We start from the raw sequence: 19,724 nt of genomic DNA, 5'->3' as shown, positions 1-19,724 counted from the left end.
CAGGAGGCAGGGAAAAAATATGACAAAAAAACATGAGATTCAGGATATTTATCCGCTTTCTTATATGCAGGAAGGCATGCTATTTCACACCCTTCTTAACAAGGACACACAGGCATACGTCGAACAAGCCTCATTTTCAATGACAGGAAAGGTTGACACAGACATTTTTCAGAAAAGCATTGCTGTTCTTTGTGCCCGGCACGATATTTTCAGAACGATTTTTATCAGTCAAAATGTATCCGTTCCGCAGCAGGTCGTCTTAAAAGAACGGACGATCACAATTGAAGAAAAAGATCTGACTCATTTGGACCGATCCGGCCAGCTTAGATTGATCGATGACGTCAAAAAAACAGACAGAGCCAAAGGATTTCATTTGCAAAAAGATGGATTGATGCGCGTCATTCTTTTTAAAACAGGGGAACGCGAATTTACATGCATATGGAGCTTCCATCACATCATTATGGACGGCTGGTGCCTCGGGATTGTCCTGAAGGAGTTTTTCCATATATACGCTTCCCATTTGCACCAAACACCATTAAAGCTTGAGCCTGCTGTGCCTTACGGGAGCTATATTCAATGGCTGATGGAGCAGGACAAAGAAGCCGCCGCCCGGTACTGGGAGGGTTATCTTGAAGGATATGACCAACAGAGCCGGCTGCCGCAGCAAAAAAAAGCGGGCGCCAAAAGCAGACAAGAAGAAGTCACCTTTTCCCTTTCTAAAACAGTTACGGATAAGCTGAAAGAGCTGGCCGCAAAGGAAGAAGTCACATTGAGCACCATTTTTCACACGCTTTGGGGAATGTTGCTGCAAGCTTATAACCAGACGGATGATGCGGTTTTCGGTTCGGTTATTTCCGGCAGGCCGGCTGAAATTGCAGGGATAGAGCGGATGATCGGCCTTTTCATTAACACGGTACCGGTGCGTGTTACCGGTACAAAAGTGCCTTTTGTGAAACTGATTAAACAAGTGCAAAAAGATGCGCTGAATGGGCAGCCGTACAGCTACCACCCGCTCTATGAGATACAGGCGGAATCCGCCGTCAAACAAGGCTTAATCGACCATATTCTTGTTTTTGAAAATTATCCTGTTGAAAAAGAAATCGCACTGCTGAACAGTGGACAAGATGCAGAGGATCTGTTTCGGATTCATGATTTCAACATGGAAGACGAGACCAACTACAGCTTTTATCTCATGGTAGCACCAGGTGAAAACATTCATCTCAAAATGAGATTTGATTCCGGCATTCATGAACGTTCTTTCATCGAAAGCGTCAAAGGCCATTTGCAGCATATCATCGCACAAGTGCTGGAAAATCCGAATTTGACCCCGGAGGAATTGGCGATCACAACACAGCAGGAACAAAAAGACCTGCTCAGCACGTTGAAAATAGAGACTAAACAGCGTGAATATGAAACGATCCAGTCGATGTTCGAACGTCAGGCGGCACAATCCCCTGATGAAAAAGCAATTCACTATGAAGGGCAGTCGATCACTTATAAAGAGCTGAATGAAATGGCCAACAAACTTGCACGCCTTCTCCGAAAACGGGGTGTCAAACGCCAGGAGCCGGTCGCGATCATGGTCGAACGTTCTCCCGCATTAGCGGCGGGAGTACTCGGCATTTTAAAAGCGGGCGCGGCATTTGTTCCGATTGACCTGAGCCATCCTGCCGAACGCATTCGCTATTGCATAGAAAACAGCGGCTGTCAGCACATAGTATCACAGCATCATGTGGCGGCTTTAGCAAAGTCAGCCGCAACAAAACGATCTGTGACATTCATAGAAGAAGCAGATGCGGAAAGCGACGGAAGCAATGTCGAGACGGTAAACACTGCGGAAGATTTGCTTTACATCATGTATACATCTGGAACAACGGGGAAGCCGAAGGGTGTTTTATTTGAACATCGAAATATGGCCAATTTGCTTCATGACCAATTTGAAAACTCACGTATTGATTTCAAAACAAATGTGCTCCAGTATGCATCTTGTGCGTTTGACGTCTGCTATCAAGAATTGTTTACAACTTTGCTTAGCGGCGGCACGCTTTGCATCACGCCTGAATCAATCAAACGCGACCCAGCTCAGTTGTTTTTGTTGATCAATACACAGCGAACAGAAGTCGTCTTTTTCCCGACGGCTTTTGTGAAGATGCTTTTTAATGAGGAACACTATGCGAACCACTTTCCAAACTGTGTGAAGCATGTCATCACTGCAGGGGAGCAATTGACGGTCTCGCATATTTTTAAGGCATTGCTCAAGCGGCGCGGCATACACTTGCATAATCATTACGGCCCGGCGGAAACCCATGTCGTCTCGACATGCACCATTCATCCTGAGGGCGACATCCCGGATTCTCCGCCGATCGGAAAACCGATCAGCCATAACGCCATGTATATCCTTGACAAATACAAACGACTTCAGCCCTGCGGTGTAGCAGGAGAGCTTTATATATCAGGCGCGAGCGTCGGGAGAGGATATGTCAATAATCCAATCTTGACAAAACAGAAATTTTTGCCCGATCCATTCAGAGCGGGAGCCGTCATGTATCGAACAGGAGATATAGCAAGGCTTCGTGCAGACGGACAAATGGACTATATCGGCCGGACGGATGATCAAGTGAAAATCAGGGGCTACCGGGTCGAACCTAAGGAAATAGAGGTGACATTGGCAAATCATCCTGCTGTTAAGGAAGCGGTTGTCCTGGTTCAAAAAGACAGTGAAGGGGAACATGAATTGTGCGCATACTACAGCACACGGAAACCGATCGACCCTTCTGCATTGCGTCATGATTTGGCCGACGCCATCCCTGACTACATGATGCCAGTAAAATGGACTGCTGTGCCAGCGATTCCGCTTACCGTAAATGGAAAAGTCGACAAAAGCGCCCTCCCAGAATCGACATCATCCGCATCGCATCAGTCATACGCCGCACCTCGCAATTTGAACGAGCTCAGGCTTTCACAGCTTTGGGAAGGTCTACTGAAAAGGGGGCCGGTCGGCATCCGCGACAACTTTTTTGAACTGGGCGGCCATTCTTTAAAAGCAACATCGCTCATCTCTCGCATCGCCAAAGAATGGAACGTTCAGATTCCGTTAAGTGATGTCTTTGCCCATCCGACCGTAGAAGGATTGGCAGCAGTCATCAGTGAAGCGGAAGAAAACCCGTTTGCTTCGATTCAGCAAATAGAGAAGAAGGAGACATATCCGGTTTCTTCCGCACAAAAACGGATGTATGTTCTGCACCAGCTTGATGGCGGAGGAGTCAGCTACAACATTCCGGCCGTTTTGGAGCTGACAGGCGAGCTCGATCAACAGAGAGTGGAAGCTGTATTTCGCGAACTGATCCGCCGGCATGAACCCCTTAGGACATCATTCGAAGCAGGAGACGACGGCGAGCCGGTGCAGCGGATTCATGAAAAGGTGCCGTTTGCTTTTTCAAACGACTCTTCATCTGAATCATTTATCCGGCCGTTTGATCTTGGAAAGGCTCCGCTTTTCAGGGCGGGCTTAGCGACCATTGAAAAAGGACGATATCTGCTTTTAGTGGACATGCACCATATTATTTCAGACGGTGTCTCCATCCAATTGCTCATGCAGGAATTCAGCGAGCTGTATAAAAGACTTGAACTGGCTCCGTTGCGCATTCAATACAAAGACTATGCAGCATGGCAAGAAACATTCAAAACAAGCGACATATACAAACGGCAAGAATCGTATTGGCTCAAACAACTGGCCGGTGAGCTGCCAGTGCTCGAATTGCCGACGGACAAACCGCGGCCCCCGGCAAAAAGCTTTGCAGGTGACCGGGTTACGTTCGAGATCAGTCAGGAGCTTACATCACGTTTACAACAGCTCGCAGGAGAAAACAGATGCACACTGTATATGACGCTTCTTGGCATATACACCGTTTTATTATCACGGCTAAGCGGGCAGGAAGAGATCATTGTCGGTTCGCCGATCGCGGGCAGACCGCATGCTGACCTTGAATCCGTGCTCGGAATGTTTGTGAACACAATGGCTTTTCGAACACGTCCGGTGAGCGGAATATCTTTCAAACAATATTTACAGGACATTCGAGAAACAGCGCTAGAAGCCTATGAACACCAGGACTATCCGTTAGAGGAGCTGGTTGACCGCCTCGGCGTTCAGCGGGAGATGAGCCGAAATCCGCTCTTTGATACAACGTTTGCACTGCAAAATATGGAGCGGCAACAATTGTCGATGGAGGGGCTTGAGCTTCGGCAAAAAGATATCAGCCACCCGATTTCTAAATTCGACCTGTCACTGTACATGGCCGAAAGCGGCGGACAAATATATTGTCAGTTTGAATACAGTACAGATTTGTTTGAACGGAAAACGATTCAAAAATGGGCCGATTTTTTTAAAACGTTGGCTAAAAACGCTGCACAGCATCCGGAGCTGGAACTGGACCATTTGTCAATCCTTTCGAAAAAGGAAGAAAGCGCGCTTCTGCAAAACTTCAGTCCGATGCAAAAAATCGATTTCCCACTGGATCAGCCGCTTCACCATCAGCTCGAGCAGCAGGCAGAAAAGACGCCTGATCGTCCGGCCGTTTTGGCGGATGGCGTCTCCATCTCCTACAGAGAACTGAATGAACGGGCCAATCAAATTGCATGGAAGCTAATTGGCCTCGGTATTCAACAGGAAGATGTGATTGCCGTGATGGGGAGACGTTCACCAGATATGCTGATTGGAATTTATGGCATTTTAAAAGCGGGAGCTGCTTACGTGCCGATCGACCCTGACTATCCTGAAGAACGAATCCGTTTTTTAATGAAGGACAGCGGCGCAAAGACCTTGCTTGCAGAATCTAATCCATCGATGTTTGAGGGAACCATTTTGCCGCTAGATGGCGGGCGCGGGAATCACGGAGAAGCGGCAGTCAATCCGAATCTCCCGGTACCGCCCGATGCCTTGGCCTATATCATCTATACATCCGGCTCAACGGGACGCCCAAAAGGCGTCATGGTGGAACACAGGTCCGCGGTCAATTTTTTATACTCACTGCAAACCCGCTACTCACTTAACGACTCGGACATCATTCTGCATAAAACGTCTTACTCGTTTGATGCTTCAATATGGGAGCTGTTCTGGTGGCCATTCGCCGGGGCTTCTGTTTATCTGCTTCCTCAAGGAGGGGAAAAAGATCCTGAAATCATCTTAAAAGCGCTGGAGGAAAAGGAAGTTACAGCCGCTCATTTTGTCCCTTCTATGCTTCACTCATTCTTGGAATATATGAATCATAGAAAAAAACCGGCCGACATCAGACATTTAAAAAGAGTCTTTGCAGGCGGTGAGCAGCTGGGGGCGCACCTCGTCTCCCGTTTTCATGAGCTTCTGCCGGGGGTGGAATTGACAAATTCCTACGGACCGACGGAAGCGACGGTAGAAGCGGCATACTTTGATGTCCCTAAAAGGAAAACACTTGACCATGTCCCGATCGGCCGATCAGGACACAATATGAGACTCTATATTTTAAATAAAAAACGGCAGCTTCTGCCGTTCGGCTGTCGAGGGGAACTGTATATCGCAGGCGCGGGCGTCGCAAGGGGCTATTTGAACCGTCCGGAGCTGACAGAAGAACGGTTTCTCGATGACCCCTTTTATTCAGGGGAACGCATGTATCAAACGGGTGATCTGGCGAGATGGCTTCCGGACGGCACCGTTGAATGGTTGGGCCGCATGGACGGTCAAGTGAAAATCCGCGGCTACCGGATCGAACCGGGGGAAGTCGAAGCGGCGCTTCGCCAGATCGACGGCGTGCGGGAAGCGGCGGTTATCGCCCGGACAGAAGGGGAGGAAACCGAGCTTTGCGCCTATATTGAAGGTCAGGACCAACAGACTGTAAGGACAGAGCTGGGCAAACGCCTGCCGGCCTACATGATGCCTTCATCCTTCATCGAGATGAAAGAGTGGCCTGTCACTCCGAGCGGAAAGCTTGACCGCAAGGCGCTGCCCGCTCCCGACGGAGCGGCTGAACGACGCGCTTACACCGCGCCGCAAACCATCACGGAAATGAAGCTCGCCAAGCTTTGGGAAGAGGTGCTGAAATACGGCCCTGCCGGCATTCGCGACCACTTTTTCGAACAAGGCGGCCACTCGCTGAAAGCGACAGCGCTCGTCTCCCGCATCGCCAAAGCGTTTGGCGTGCAGGTGCCGCTGAAGGAGATTTTCGCCAAGCCGACACTGGAAGAGCTCGCAGCCGTGATTCAGGAATTGGATGAAAGCCCGCATGCGGCGATTGAACCGGCGGACAAACAGGACACCTATCCGGTGTCCTCGGCGCAAAAGCGGATGTATGTCCTTCAGCAGCTGGAAGACGGCGGTGTCGGCTACAATATGCCGGCGGCGCTTAAGCTGACAGGACCGCTCGACCGCGCCCGGCTTGATGAAGTATTCAGGCAGCTGATCCGCCGCCACGAATCGCTCAGGACGTCGTTTGAAACCGGGGCAGACGGCGAGCCTGTTCAACGCATTCATGATGATGTCCCGTTTCAGCTGATGGAATTGGTCGCGGCTGAAGACTTTGTCCGTCCGTTCCGGCTTCAAGAAGCGCCGCTTTTCCGCGCCGCTCTTGTGAAGGAGGCGGAGGAGAGCCACCTGTTGTTGGTGGACATGCATCACATCATTTCCGACGGGGTGTCTGTCGGCACCTTAATCAGCGAATTCAGCGAGCTGTACGCCAACCGGACGCTTCACCCGCTGCGGATTCAATATAAAGACTACGCTGTCTGGCAACAGGCATTCAAACAAGGAGAGGCGTACAACAGACAGGAAGCCTATTGGCTGAAGCAGCTCGACGGAGAGCTGCCGGTGCTGGAGCTTCCGGCCGACAACGCCCGCCCGGCGGTGCGAAGCTTTGCCGGAGATCATGTGTCCTTTTCACTTGATGCGGACACTTCATCCGGCCTATACAAGATCGCCCGCGACAACGGATGCACCCTGTATATGGTTCTTCTCGCCGCGTACAGCACGCTTCTTGCCCGGCTCAGCGGACAGGAGGATATCATCATCGGTTCGCCGATCGCCGGAAGGCCGCACAAAGACTTAGAACCTGTCATCGGCATGTTTGTCAACACATTGGCGATCAGAACGCAGCCGGCCGAAAACAAATGTTTCAGCGATTTCTTAAGAGAGGTCCGCGAAACGGCACTTGAGGCATTTGAACATCAGGATTATCCGTTTGAGGAGCTTGTCGACCGGCTTGATGTCGTCCGTGATATGAGCCGCAATCCGTTGTTTGACGCTATGCTTGTCGTACAAAATATGGATCGTCAAGAGCTTTTCCTGGATGGACTGCATATTCAGCCTGCCGATATGCCTCAAACTGGGGCGAAGTTTGATCTGACGCTGCAAGTTTCAGAAGGGGATGAACGCATACACTTTCGGTTTGAATATGCATCATCTTTATTTAAACAAGATACGATCGAACGCTGGGCATCACATTTCACGACAATGCTTCAGCACATTGTCCACGCGCCGCAGACAGCGTTGCCTGCCATCAGCATGCTGACAGCTAAAGAACAACAGCTGCTGAGGACAAACTTTAACAGGATGCCGGAACAACACGGCCCTAACATAACCGTTCACGAATTATTCGCCCGCCAGGCGGCAAAATCGCCGGGTGCAACTGCACTCATCACTCGGGAAGGGGTGCTCACTTATCAAGAATTAGACGAATGGTCCAACAAAATAGCGAGAACATTGCAAAATCAAGGGATTGGTCCGGATCTACCTGTAGGTATTATGATTCCTAAATCAACAGGCTTGATCGCAGCCGTTCTCGGAACCTGGAAAGCAGGGGGCGCCTATGTCCCAATTGATCTTGGATATCCGGACGAGCGCAAACAATATGTATTAGCCGACAGCGGAGCTAAACTGCTAATCACCGATAAAAAAGCAATTCATCAAGTACCTGATGGTTTTAAAGGCGAAGTGCTTCTGATTGAAGATGTACAGGAACAGGACACCTCACCTATTCTAACTGCTTCCGGGCCTGATCATTTGGCTTATATCATTTATACATCAGGTACGACGGGCAATCCAAAAGGCGTCATGGTGGAACACAGAGGAGTCGCTTATACAGTTCAGTGGCGCAGTGCTTTTTATGAATTTCATGATCATGATATCGCGCTTCAGCTTTCCTCATTTTCTTTTGACGCATTTGTCACAAGTATGTTTGCGCCGCTTATATCAGGAGTGCAGACCGTTATCCCGGCTGAGGAAGAAGCGAAAGACATTCTCGCTATTAAACAATATCTAGCCGATTACGGCATTACGCATATGAATCTCGTTCCGATTCTATACCGGACACTGCTTGACGTATTGCAGCCGGAAGATGTACAAACACTGCGACTTGTCACATTAGGAGGCGAAGCGATTGAACCGAATTTGCTGGAGCGCAGTTTCTCGCTCAGCCCTGACATAGAGATTTCCAATGAATACGGGCCGACAGAGAGCAGCATCACGGCCACTGCGGCCAGAAGATTGAAACGAGAAGAAAACATCACGATCGGCCGGCCGATCGGCTATACAAATGTTTATATTTTAAAAGGAGATCACTTGCAGCCTATCGGTGTCACCGGAGAACTTTGCATTACAGGACCGGGGCTTGCAAGAGGATATATCAATCTCCCTGAGCAAACGGCAAAAGCTTTCGTTCAAGATCCGTTCCATCCAGATCAGCGCATGTATCGGACGGGGGATTTGGCGAAATGGCTGCCGGACGGCACACTGCAGTATGTCGGCAGGATGGATGAACAAGTCAAAATCAGAGGCTACCGAATCGAGATAAAAGAAGTGGAAGCGGCACTCTCCGGCCTTGCCGTAGTAAAAGAAGCGGCAGTGGTGGATTCTGTTACCGCAGCAGGTCATAAGGAACTGTGCGCTTATATCGTTGTTGAAGACGGCGCAGATTGCGGCATGGTGCGCAAAGCTTTGGCCAAAAAAGTGCCGTCTTACATGGTACCGGCGTTTTTCCAAACGCTTGATGCATTGCCTACCATGCCAAACGGGAAGCTGAATAAGCCCGCACTGGCAAAGATCCCGCACAAGGGAGAGACTAGGCAAACATTTACGGCTCCGGCCACTGATATTGAAAAAGAATTGGCTGCCATCTGGCGCGGGGTGCTCGGTGTGGACAAGATCGGAATTGATGAATCATTTTTTGAGCTTGGCGGAGATTCCATTAAGGCATTGCAAGTCTCCGCGAGATTGCATCAATCAGGAAAGCAATTGGCCGTAAAAGATATCTTCAGCCATCCGACAATCCAAGAATTGGCGCCATATGTCCGTTTATCACAACAACCGATCAGCCAAGCATCTGTAGAAGGCGAGATGACATGGTCACCGGTGCAAAAATGGTTCCTGTCTCAAGATATAAAAGAAGCCCACCATTTTAATCAGTCGGTTATGCTGCATCGGTCAAATCCGTTAGATGAAGATGCATTGAGGAAAACGCTAAAAGCGATAACCGTCCATCACGATGCACTCAGGCTCATATGCGCCAAAGATGAACAAGGGAACTTGCGCCTGTACAATCGTCCAGCGAACATCGGAGAGGACCAGCTTTACAACTTGCGAATCTTCAATCTGGCCGGCGAACCAAAAGATCATGAACACATCATCAAACACCAAGTTCGTGAGCTGCAAAAAGCAATGGACTTGGAAAACGGGCCGCTGGTGCAAGTCGGGCTTTTCCGCTCAAGCGAAGGAGATGACTTGTTTCTTGCTATCCATCACTTGGCCGTCGACGGCATATCATGGCGGATTATCCTGGAAGACTTGGCATCGGGCTATGAGCAGGCGATTCGCGGAGATGACATAGCACTCCCGCCAAAAACCGCATCATTCCAGACATATACCGAGCAATTAGCCAAGTATGCAGAAAGCCGGCGGTTATTACAGCAAGCAGACTATTGGCGCGCCATCGAACAACATGAAACAGTTGCACTGCCAAAAGATCAGACACATATCGACAAAACCGCTTTGAAAAAACGTAACACCGTATCATTTACTTTAGCTCAACAAGAAACAGACGCGATTCTAAAAGATGTGCACAATGCTTACAATACGGATACCCAAGACTTGCTATTGGCGTCAGCGGTACTCGCTATATGGAAATGGGTGCCGCAAAAGGCGCTAAAAATCGCGCTTGAAGGGCATGGCCGTCAATCTGAGGCGGCATATCACGATATCAGCCGAACCGTAGGGTGGTTTACTTCCATATATCCAGTATTGCTTCAACTTGAACCCAATACATGGGATGACCATCATGAAGAATATATGATCCGCGCATTAAAAATAACTAAAGACACGTTAAGGCGGATACCTGATAAAGGATTTGGATACGGTGTTCTCAAATATATGACACCGCCTGAAAAAGCAAAGATCAAATTCGGCAAAGCACCTGATATCACCTTTAACTATTTAGGACAATTTGAAATCGGAAACCGTGCGCAAACCGAAACAGAACAGCTTGATGCATTTACATTTTCTCCTTTGGGGGGCGGCGAAGATATCACCGGCACTTGGAAGCGTGAACAGTCGCTGGATATCAGCGCACTCGTAGCCGAAGGCAAACTGACCGTTAACATGACATATGAAACAGGGCGTTTTCAAAAGGAAACCATTGAGCGGCTTTCCCAAGATTGTCAGTACTATCTCAGAAAGCTGATGAACCATTGCCTCGGCAAAACTGAAACAGAAAAGACCGTCAGCGACTTTGATGATCGCGAGCTGACCGAGGAAGCTTTTAAAAATATAACCGACTTACTCGGATTTCATTAAACGAGCGGAGGGAAACAATGGATCATACACAAAAAATCCAAAACATTTATCCTTTAAGCCACATGCAGGAAGGAATGCTTTTTCATTCTTTCCTGCAAGACGAAGGAACCGCATATATTGAACAGTCCGTCTTCACAATAAGGGGTCAGCTCCATTTAGACTGGTTTCAACAAAGTGTCCAATCGATCATTGACCGCCACGATATTTTCAGAACGGTTTTTTTGCCTCATGTTGCCGGGCTGAAAGAACCGCGCCAGGTCGTTTTACGCGATCGATCCTTTCAGTTGCATGCTGAAGACTTGACCGAAATGCCGGAGACCGATCAAACCGCGTATATCAGCCAGTTTAAAGAGCGGGATCGGCAGAAAGGCTTCAATCTGCAAAAAGATATGCTGATGCGTATTTCTCTGTTCAAAACGGCGCCGGAACAACACGTATGTGTATGGAGCCATCACCACATTTTAATGGACGGCTGGTGTCTCGGGATCGTACTCCAAGAATTTATGCAGTTGTACGAAGCCATCTATACGGGTGAATCTGTGCCTTTAGATCCTGTTCAGCCATACAGCGCATATATTTCCTGGTTGTATGATCAGGACAAAGACAAAGCCAAGGAATATTGGAAGAACTACTTGACAGACTTCAATGCGCCAACAGGTCTTCCGAAAGTGTCTGCAAAACCTGCTGAAAAGGGATATCGGCAGAAAGAGCTGATGTTTTCATTAGACCGAAAGTTGACAGTCAGACTCAAAACAATCGCCAAACAGCATGGAGCCACACTCGCCACTCTCATACAAACCGTGTGGGGCTTAATGCTTCAGCGCTATAACCGGACAGATGATGTCGTGTTCGGCTCTGTCGTTTCCGGCCGTCCTTCCGTGATTCCGGGCGTTGAGAAGATCATCGGTTTATTTATCAATACTGTGCCGGTGCGAATCAAGACCGAGAGCGAAAATGAAACCTTTTCAGAGCTGCTTCGCCGCTCCCAAAAAGAAAGGCTCGCTCAAGACATGTTCAACTTTTATCCATTGGCTGACATTCAGTCGCATATCGCTTTCAAACAGCATGCTATTGACCATATTTTCGTTTTTGAAAACTACCCTTTGCAGCAAATGCAAGACTCGGCAAACCGCGCCGAATCACCGCTTCAGATCGAAAATGTAAAAGTGTCGGAGCAATCAGGCTACAACTTCAACCTCATGATTGCCCCGGATGATGAACTTGTCATCAAGTTCATCTACAATGCAAACGTTTATGATGAATCATGGATTGACTGTGTGAGGGGCCACCTGCTGGAAGCTTTGCGAAGAGCGGCGGAGGACACCGATATCCCCGCCTCCAGGCTGCCGATGATCGCGCCTGACGAAAAAGCCCGGATCATCGGGGCATTCAACGATACAAAAACGGATTACGATACGAACAAAACAATCACTGACTTGTTTTCCAATCAAGTAGAGAAAACGCCGGATCATATCGCACTACATGCCGGCGGCTTGACGATGACATACCGGGAGCTGGATCAAACATCCACTGCATGGGCCCGCATCTTCCAAGAACAAGGCTTAAAGAAAAACGGAATTGCCGGCATTTTAGCAGAGCATTCACCTGAATTCATCATCGGAGTTCTTGCCGTTTTGAAAGCGGGCGGCGCCTATCTCCCGCTCGATGCCGAACTGCCGCCTGAACGGATCAGCTGCATGCTGAAAGAAAGCGGGGCGGACGTATTGGCCGTTCAGAAAGGACTCAAGACGGACATTGATTTTCCGAAAAAAGTGTTGATATCCAAGGAAGCGCAATTGGCACCTGTCAGCGCTATCAACATAAATACGCGTCCGGATGATCTGGCTTATATCATGTATACATCAGGTTCGACAGGCAAACCAAAGGGCGTTATGATTTCGCACCGCAATGTCGTATCACTGATCTCAAACAGCAATTACACATCAGCCGATACAAATGACCGATTGATCTTAACCGGTTCACTCGGCTTTGACGCCATCACATTTGAAATATTCGGAGCGCTCCTGAAAGGAGCATCTCTTCATGTTATTGACCGCTCGACGATGTTGACTCCTGCCCGTTTTGGCAGCTATTTGCTTCACCATAATATCACAGTGCTGTTTTTAACAACGGCTCTCTTTAACCAGCTGGCACAAGCCCAGCCGGACATGTTTTCAGGACTCTCCACTTTATATGTCGGCGGGGAAGCTTTGACGCCTGCACTGATGAATACGGTCAGACATCGGTGTCCAAACCTGAAGCTTTATAACATATATGGTCCGACGGAAAATACAACATTCTCTACATTTTATGAAGTCAAGCAAGATTTTTCACAAGCGATTCCCATCGGAAAACCGATCAGCAATTCAAATGCCTTTATTGTTGACGAGAGCGGTCAGCTCGCGCCGATCGGCGTTCCCGGCGAACTTTGCGTCGGCGGCGATGGGGTTGCAAAAGGATATTTGCACAGACCTGATTTGACGAGTCAAGCATTTGTAGAGCATCCGTTTCAACCAGGGGAAAAAATGTACAAAACCGGCGATCTGGCGCGCTGGCTGCCAGACGGCAACTTAGAATATATCAGCCGGATGGACCGGCAAATCAAAATTCGCGGCAAACGAACTGAACCGGCTGAAATAGAAGCGCGGCTCATCGAGATTGAAGGCGTTCAAGAAGCCGCTGTCATCATTGAAGAAAAAAACGAAGAAGCATTCCTTATCGCATATTATGTAAGCGATGATCAAACAGAGGAAAAAACGATCCGTTCATTACTATCAAGGCAGCTTCCCGACTATATGATTCCTCATGATTGGGTTAAACTGGACCGCATGCCTCTTTCGGCAAACGGCAAAATCGACCGCCGCGCGCTGCCTGCACCTGATCAAAAAACGGCTTTGAAACAGATTGTGCCGCCAAGAAACTGGGTCGAAAAAGAACTGATTGACATATGGAGACCTATCCTTGGCGTGAAGGAGCTCGGTATTGAAGATGACTTTTTCGAACTTGGCGGTCATTCGCTAAAGGCTCTTCAAGTCATTCACCAGCTGAAAAACAGCCAGGGGATCGATATTCCAATTGAATTATTATTCGAGAATCCAACAATCGAACAATTGGCCGAAAAGCTGTTTTCACATGAGCTGCGCGCCTCGGCCGTACAGCATGTCAGCAGACTGAATCCGCCGACCGGAGTGAACCTTTTCTGCTTTCCTCCCATTTCGGGCTTCGGGATATTTTATAAAGATCTCGCTGCCAAGCTAAACGGCAAAGCGACTGTGTACGGATTTAACTTTATTGAAGAAGACAGCCGTATGGAACAATACGTGAACAACATCATCCAAAAACAGCCTCGGGGCCCTTATATCCTGCTGGGATATTCAGCGGGAGGCAACACGGCATTTGAAACTGTCAAAGAAATGGAAAACCGAGGTTTGAAGGTCAGCGATCTCATTATTGTCGATGCATATCAAAAGAAACAAGCATTGCCGCCACAGCCAAGCAGCACCTCGGCAGAACATGTTCCCGCTCACCTCAGGGAAGCAGTCATCAAAAAGACGGCAAACTATCAAAAATATTGGGCACAATTAATCAATGGCGGCCAAATCAACGCAAACATCCACTTTATTGAAGCCGGCATTCAGACGGATCAAATTGACAGATTCATATTGCAAAAATGGGCCGACGCCACAACAAGAAACTATCAAGAGTATAAAGGAGCCGGGCCGCATCAGGATATGTTCGAAACTGCCTTTCTGTCAAAAAACGCCGAGATCATTCAACATATCCTCACAAACAGCGGCAAACATGCAGAGCATTCTCGGTAAAAGCCGTCCAAACACCAACAGGCCCGAGCCAAAACATTGAGAGTTCTAAAGCGATTTCTTAAGCTTTAGGACTTTTTTCTTTCAAATCATCATAAGCTGTAAAGAACAGACAAGACCCGTCTGAACCTATGGCAGGAAACAGGATAAGCTACTTCACTTTCGAATTCGCACAATAAATAAATGAAGGCGCTTTCAAATTCTATTTCAGACACTTTTGAATATGAAAGGGGGCATTTTTTTGTTTCAAAAATTGCTTATCGCCAATCGTGGCGAAATCGCACTTCGGATCATCCGAACTTGTAAACGGCTCGGTATTCAGACAGCTGCCGTCTACTCTGAAGCGGATGCTGAGTCCCTGCACGTTAAAGCTGCAGATGAAGCCTGGCTGATCGGCAAACCGCGGGTCAGTGAAAGCTATTTAAATATCGAAAAAATCATCGAAACCGCTAAAAAAGCGGGGGTCTGTGCCATCCACCCGGGATACGGCCTGCTTTCCGAGAACAGCCGTTTTGCCAAAAGATGCCTACAAGAAAATATCACGTTTATCGGTCCGCCGTCCGATGTGATCGCCAAAATGGGGAGCAAAATTGAAGCAAGGCTAGCGATGGAACAAGCCGGGATTCCCGTCGTTCCCGGCGTGACAAAAAGCTTGGCCGGTCTGAATGAAGCCAAGGCTCTTGCCGAATCCATCGGCTATCCCGTGATGCTCAAGGCTTCTTTTGGAGGCGGAGGCATCGGAATGCAGCTGATTCGCAATGAAGGCGAATTAGCAAAAGCATATGAAGGCAGCCAAAAACGAGCCGCCGATTTTTTCGGAGACGGGGCTATGTACATCGAGAAATATATCGAAGATGCAAGACATATCGAGATTCAGATTTTAACAGACGAATACGGAAATGCCGTCTATCTTTGGGAACGGGACTGTTCGATTCAGAGACGCCAGCAAAAAATCATCGAAGAAGCACCTGCTCCGTTATTCGATGAAAACATGCGCGCGAAGCTCGGTGAAGCGGCCGTGAAAGCCGCGCTGTCGATCGGCTATGCCAACGCCGGGACAATCGAGTTTTTAGTAGACAGCAAGAATCATTTTTATTTTCTCGAGATGAATACCCGCCTGCAGGTCGAACACCCGGTGACAGAGGAAATTACAGGGCTCGACATTGTCGAAGAACAGCTCAATATCGCAGCAGGCAAAGCGCTTCCGTATAAGCAGAAAGACATTCGGCGGGACGGACATGCGATCGAAGTCAGAATCTGTGCCGAAGATCCGAAAACATTTTTCCCTTCGCCGGGACGGATCACTGACCTTAAGCTGCCTGAGCACCCGAATGTCCGTCATGAATGCGCAGCAGCCCCAGGTATGAACATCACACCGTATTACGACCCGATGATCGCCAAGATGATCGTCAAAGGAAATAGCAGAGATGAAGCCATCCGGACATTGGCCGAAGCGCTCTCACAATATCAAGTGAAAGGCATTAAGACAAATATTCCGCTGCTTGAAGACATCGTACGTTCTGACGAATTCCGAAAAGGCGGGGTCCAAACCGATTTTATCAGTCGTTATCAGTCAAAATGAAATTAAGGAGGCGTGCCATGAATACTGTTGTCACCAATATGGCGGGAAACGTGTGGAAAATATTAGTGAAAGCAGGAGACAAAATCGAAAAAGGGCAGGAAGTCGCCATTTTAGAATCGATGAAAATGGAGATTCCGATTGTCGCCGAAACGGCCGGCACCGTCAAAACCGTCAGAAAAAACGAAGGTGATTTTGCCGATGAAGGAGATGTCTTATTGGAGCTTCAATAAGGTCTGGAGGATGGCAAATGAATGTACCGAAGAAAATTTTCATTAAAGAAGTCGGGCCGCGCGACGGTCTGCAAAATGAAGAAACCGCACTCTCGACAGCCGATAAAATAACCTGGATCGACATGCTTTCCCAAACAGGGCTTTCATATATCGAAATCACTTCATTCGTTCATCCTAAATGGATTCCTGCACTGTCTGATGCCCTTGACGTCGCCAAAGGCATTAACCGGAAGCCGGGCGTCACCTACGCAGCCCTCATTCCGAACCGAAAAGGGCTGGAACGGGCTCTCGAAGGAGGGATCGATGAAGCTTCTGTTTTTATGTCGGCAAGCGAGACACACAACCGGAAAAATATTAACAAATCGATCGGAGAAACGCTTCCAGTCTTGCAGGAAGTCACCGGGACAGCAAAACAAGCAGGCCTCACCACCAGAGCCTACCTGTCCACCGTATTTGGCTGTCCTTATGAACATCATGTGCCATTAGAACAAATCATACGCCTCTGTGATGCGTTGTTCGACATGGGCATCGACGAACTTTCTCTCGGAGATACAATCGGCGCAGCGAATCCCGTGCAAGTTCAAAAGGTGCTTGACGTACTTTTAAAACGCTTTCCGAAAGAGAGTTTCGCCCTTCATTTTCATGATACGAGAGGGATGGCGCTCGCCAACATGATCACAGCGATGGATATGGGAATCACCGTATTTGACGCATCATGCGGCGGGCTGGGCGGCTGTCCTTATGCCCCTGGAGCCACGGGAAATGCGGCAACTGATGATTTGATTTACATGTGTGCCCAGATGGGCATCGAAACCGGAGTTGATCTCAGCAAGCTGCTTTCAGCTGCCAAATGGATCGAAGACAAAACCGGGAGAGAGCTGCCAAGCCGAAATTTGCAGGCGGCGAAATCAAAGAATTGCTTTTCATAGATTGAGGAGGAGGAAGACCGAATGGAGCCCAATGTTCTTTATTCCATAAACGAGCAGGCGGTCGCCGTGTTGACGTTGAACAGACCGCAAGCTGCAAATGCCCTCTCGCTCGGACTTCTCGACGACCTTCAGCATATCCTTCGCGATATCCGTTCAAACCCGACCGTCCGCTGTGTCATTATAACGGGAGTAGGGAACAGGACGTTTTGTGCAGGTGCCGATTTAAAGGAAAGAGCCCGCATGAGCCCCACAGAAGCGAAGCAGGCCGTTTCCATGATTCAACAAGTGGTCAGCCAGACGGAAAAACTGCCGCAGCCCGTCATCGCTTCATTAAACGGAAGCGCTTTGGGAGGGGGGCTGGAGCTTGCATTGGCGTGCGACATCAGGATCGCAGCCAAACATATTGAACTCGGCCTCCCCGAAACAACGCTCGCGATCATTCCCGGGGCAGGGGGAACACAGCGGCTGCCCCGCTTGATCGGCAGGGGAAAGGCAAAAGAAATGATCTATACCGGCTGCCGCATCAGCGCCGAAGAAGCGCAAAAGATCAGCCTAGTTGAACATGTCGTTCCGCTTCAAAAGTTAAAGGAAACAACCGAAAATATCGCATCGAACATTGCGGCGAACGGACCGGTTGCCGTCAGACAGGCGAAGTTCGCTATCAATCAAGGGCTTGAGACAGATATCGAAACTGGACTCGCGATAGAACAAAAAGCCTACGAGCTGACGATTCCGACGAAAGACAGAACAGAAGGGCTGAAAGCTTTTACAGAAAAGCGGAAGCCGTATTATACGGGAGAATAAAACGAACGGGGGGACAGCCGATGCCGGCCGAAAAGGAATTGTATGAACGCATTCGCCGGATTCAGGAAGGCGGAGCGCAAAAATACCATGAAGCTAATGAGAAAAAAGGAAAATTATTTGTCAGAGACCGATTAAAGCTGCTGCTTGACGAAGGCCTCGACCTTGAGGACGCTTTTTTTGCCAATTGCATGGCAGACGGGCTTCCAGCAGACGGAGTCGTCACGGGAATCGGAAAAATCGGCGGCCGAACCGTTTGCGTCATGGCTAATGATTCAACGGTGAAAGCAGGATCATGGGGAGCGAGAACCGTCGAAAAAATCATCCGCATCCAGGAAACAGCCGAAAAGCTGAATTGTCCGCTTCTTTATTTGGTCGATTCAGCAGGCGCAAGGATTACGGATCAAGTTGACATGTTTCCGGGGCGAAGAGGAGCAGGGCGGATTTTTTATCAGCAAGTCAAATTATCCGGGCGCATCCCGCAAATCTGTCTTTTGTTCGGTCCTTCAGCGGCAGGCGGCGCCTACATACCGGCTTTTTGCGATATCGTTATCATGGTCGAAGGTAACGCCTCGATGTATTTAGGCTCGCCGCGCATGGCGGAAATGGTGATCGGCGAAAAAGTGTCGCTTGAAGAAATGGGCGGAGCGCGAATGCACTGTTCTGTTTCAGGCTGCGGAGACATTCTTGCCGAAACGGAAGAAGATGCGATCAAGTCGGCGCGCCGGTATCTTTCCTACTTTCCGCCGAATTACACCGAAAAAGCGCCTGTTATTGAAGCAAAACCCGCTCGTCCGTTTGACCGGCCGTTGGAGGAGATCATTCCGAAAAACCAAAACGCACCGTTTCAAATGATGGATTTAATCGACCAGATCATTGATGAAGCGTCTTTTTATGAGATCAAAAAATTGTTCGCGCCAGAGCTGATTACCGGTTTGGCGAGGATTCACGGGCAGCCTGTCGGCATCATCGCCAATCAGCCGCGTGTCAAAGGCGGTGTGTTGTTTCACGATTCGGCAGACAAAGCCGCAAAGTTTATCAATTTGTGCGATGCCTATCATATCCCGCTGCTGTTTCTGGCTGATATCCCCGGCTTTATGATCGGAACAAAAGTCGAGAGGGCGGGTATTATCAGACACGGTGCGAAAATGATCTCAGCGATGGCCGAAGCAACCGTGCCGAAAATATCTGTCATCGTCAGGAAAGCTTATGGCGCAGGCTTGTATGCGATGGCGGGACCGGCCTTTGAGCCTGACTGCTGTCTGGCGCTGCCTACGGCTCAGATTGCTGTGATGGGTCCGGAAGCAGCGGTAAATGCCGTTTATGCCAAAAAAATCGCACAATTGCCTGAAGAAGAGCGGTCCGCCTTCATTGCCGAAAAACGGGAAGAGTACCAAAAAGACATAGACATTTACCGGCTTGCTTCAGAAATGATTGTCGACGGGGTCATTCCGGCCGATTCGCTTCGTACGGAACTCATCAAACGGCTGAATGCATATATGACCAAATACATGATATTTACGGAACGGAAGCATCCTGTTTATCCCGTCTAAA

Annotated in this window: 7 protein-coding genes; all 7 read left to right on the top strand. The window is 48.9% G+C overall.

Annotation, left to right across the window (positions count from 1 at the left end; all coding sequences use genetic code 11):
* Positions 1–19: 19 nt before the first annotated feature.
* The 7 genes from MKZ04_RS05955 to MKZ04_RS05925 all read left to right on the top strand — a co-directional run bounded on the left by MKZ04_RS05955 (position 20) and on the right by MKZ04_RS05925 (position 19,723).
* Entirely contained in the window at positions 20–10,810 is a 10,791-nt protein-coding gene (locus MKZ04_RS05955; RefSeq protein WP_341045519.1) for a non-ribosomal peptide synthetase, read from the top strand.
* Positions 10,811–10,827: 17 nt separating this feature from the next.
* The gene (locus tag MKZ04_RS05950) at positions 10,828–14,631 is read left to right on the top strand and encodes a non-ribosomal peptide synthetase (RefSeq protein ID WP_341045518.1); all 3,804 of its coding nucleotides are present in this window, start codon (positions 10,828–10,830) and stop codon (positions 14,629–14,631) included.
* A gap of 238 nt (positions 14,632–14,869) precedes the next feature.
* Positions 14,870–16,210: an acetyl-CoA carboxylase biotin carboxylase subunit gene (locus MKZ04_RS05945; protein ID WP_341045517.1), complete on the top strand. Its 1,341-nt coding sequence runs from the start codon at positions 14,870–14,872 to the stop codon at positions 16,208–16,210.
* A gap of 17 nt (positions 16,211–16,227) precedes the next feature.
* Positions 16,228–16,440 (top strand): acetyl-CoA carboxylase biotin carboxyl carrier protein subunit, encoded by a 213-nt coding sequence (locus MKZ04_RS05940; RefSeq protein ID WP_003182452.1) that lies wholly within the window; start codon positions 16,228–16,230, stop codon positions 16,438–16,440.
* Positions 16,441–16,457: 17 nt separating this feature from the next.
* Complete coding sequence (locus MKZ04_RS05935) at positions 16,458–17,369, top strand: hydroxymethylglutaryl-CoA lyase (protein ID WP_020451696.1); 912 nt, start codon at positions 16,458–16,460, stop codon at positions 17,367–17,369.
* Positions 17,370–17,390: 21 nt separating this feature from the next.
* Positions 17,391–18,173 (top strand): enoyl-CoA hydratase, encoded by a 783-nt coding sequence (locus tag MKZ04_RS05930; protein WP_341045516.1) that lies wholly within the window; start codon positions 17,391–17,393, stop codon positions 18,171–18,173.
* A gap of 20 nt (positions 18,174–18,193) precedes the next feature.
* Positions 18,194–19,723: an acyl-CoA carboxylase subunit beta gene (locus MKZ04_RS05925; RefSeq protein WP_341045515.1), complete on the top strand. Its 1,530-nt coding sequence runs from the start codon at positions 18,194–18,196 to the stop codon at positions 19,721–19,723.
* Position 19,724: the final 1 nt, after the last annotated feature.

It is taken from the genome of Bacillus sp. FSL W7-1354, assembly GCF_038002405.1.
GTDB classification, from domain to species: domain Bacteria; phylum Bacillota; class Bacilli; order Bacillales; family Bacillaceae; genus Bacillus; species Bacillus paralicheniformis.
This window is presented reverse-complemented; position numbering and strand designations above follow the sequence as displayed.

Bases quoted from the DNA above. Each gene is read 5' to 3' on its own strand.
- MKZ04_RS05955 (WP_341045519.1), top strand. From the start codon at position 20: ATGACAAAAAAACATGAGATTCAGGATATTTATCCGCTTTCTTATATG.
- MKZ04_RS05950 (WP_341045518.1), top strand. From the start codon at position 10,828: ATGGATCATACACAAAAAATCCAAAACATTTATCCTTTAAGCCACATG.
- MKZ04_RS05940 (WP_003182452.1), top strand. From the start codon at position 16,228: ATGAATACTGTTGTCACCAATATGGCGGGAAACGTGTGGAAAATATTA.
- MKZ04_RS05935 (WP_020451696.1), top strand. From the start codon at position 16,458: ATGAATGTACCGAAGAAAATTTTCATTAAAGAAGTCGGGCCGCGCGAC.
- MKZ04_RS05930 (WP_341045516.1), top strand. From the start codon at position 17,391: ATGGAGCCCAATGTTCTTTATTCCATAAACGAGCAGGCGGTCGCCGTG.
- MKZ04_RS05925 (WP_341045515.1), top strand. From the start codon at position 18,194: ATGCCGGCCGAAAAGGAATTGTATGAACGCATTCGCCGGATTCAGGAA.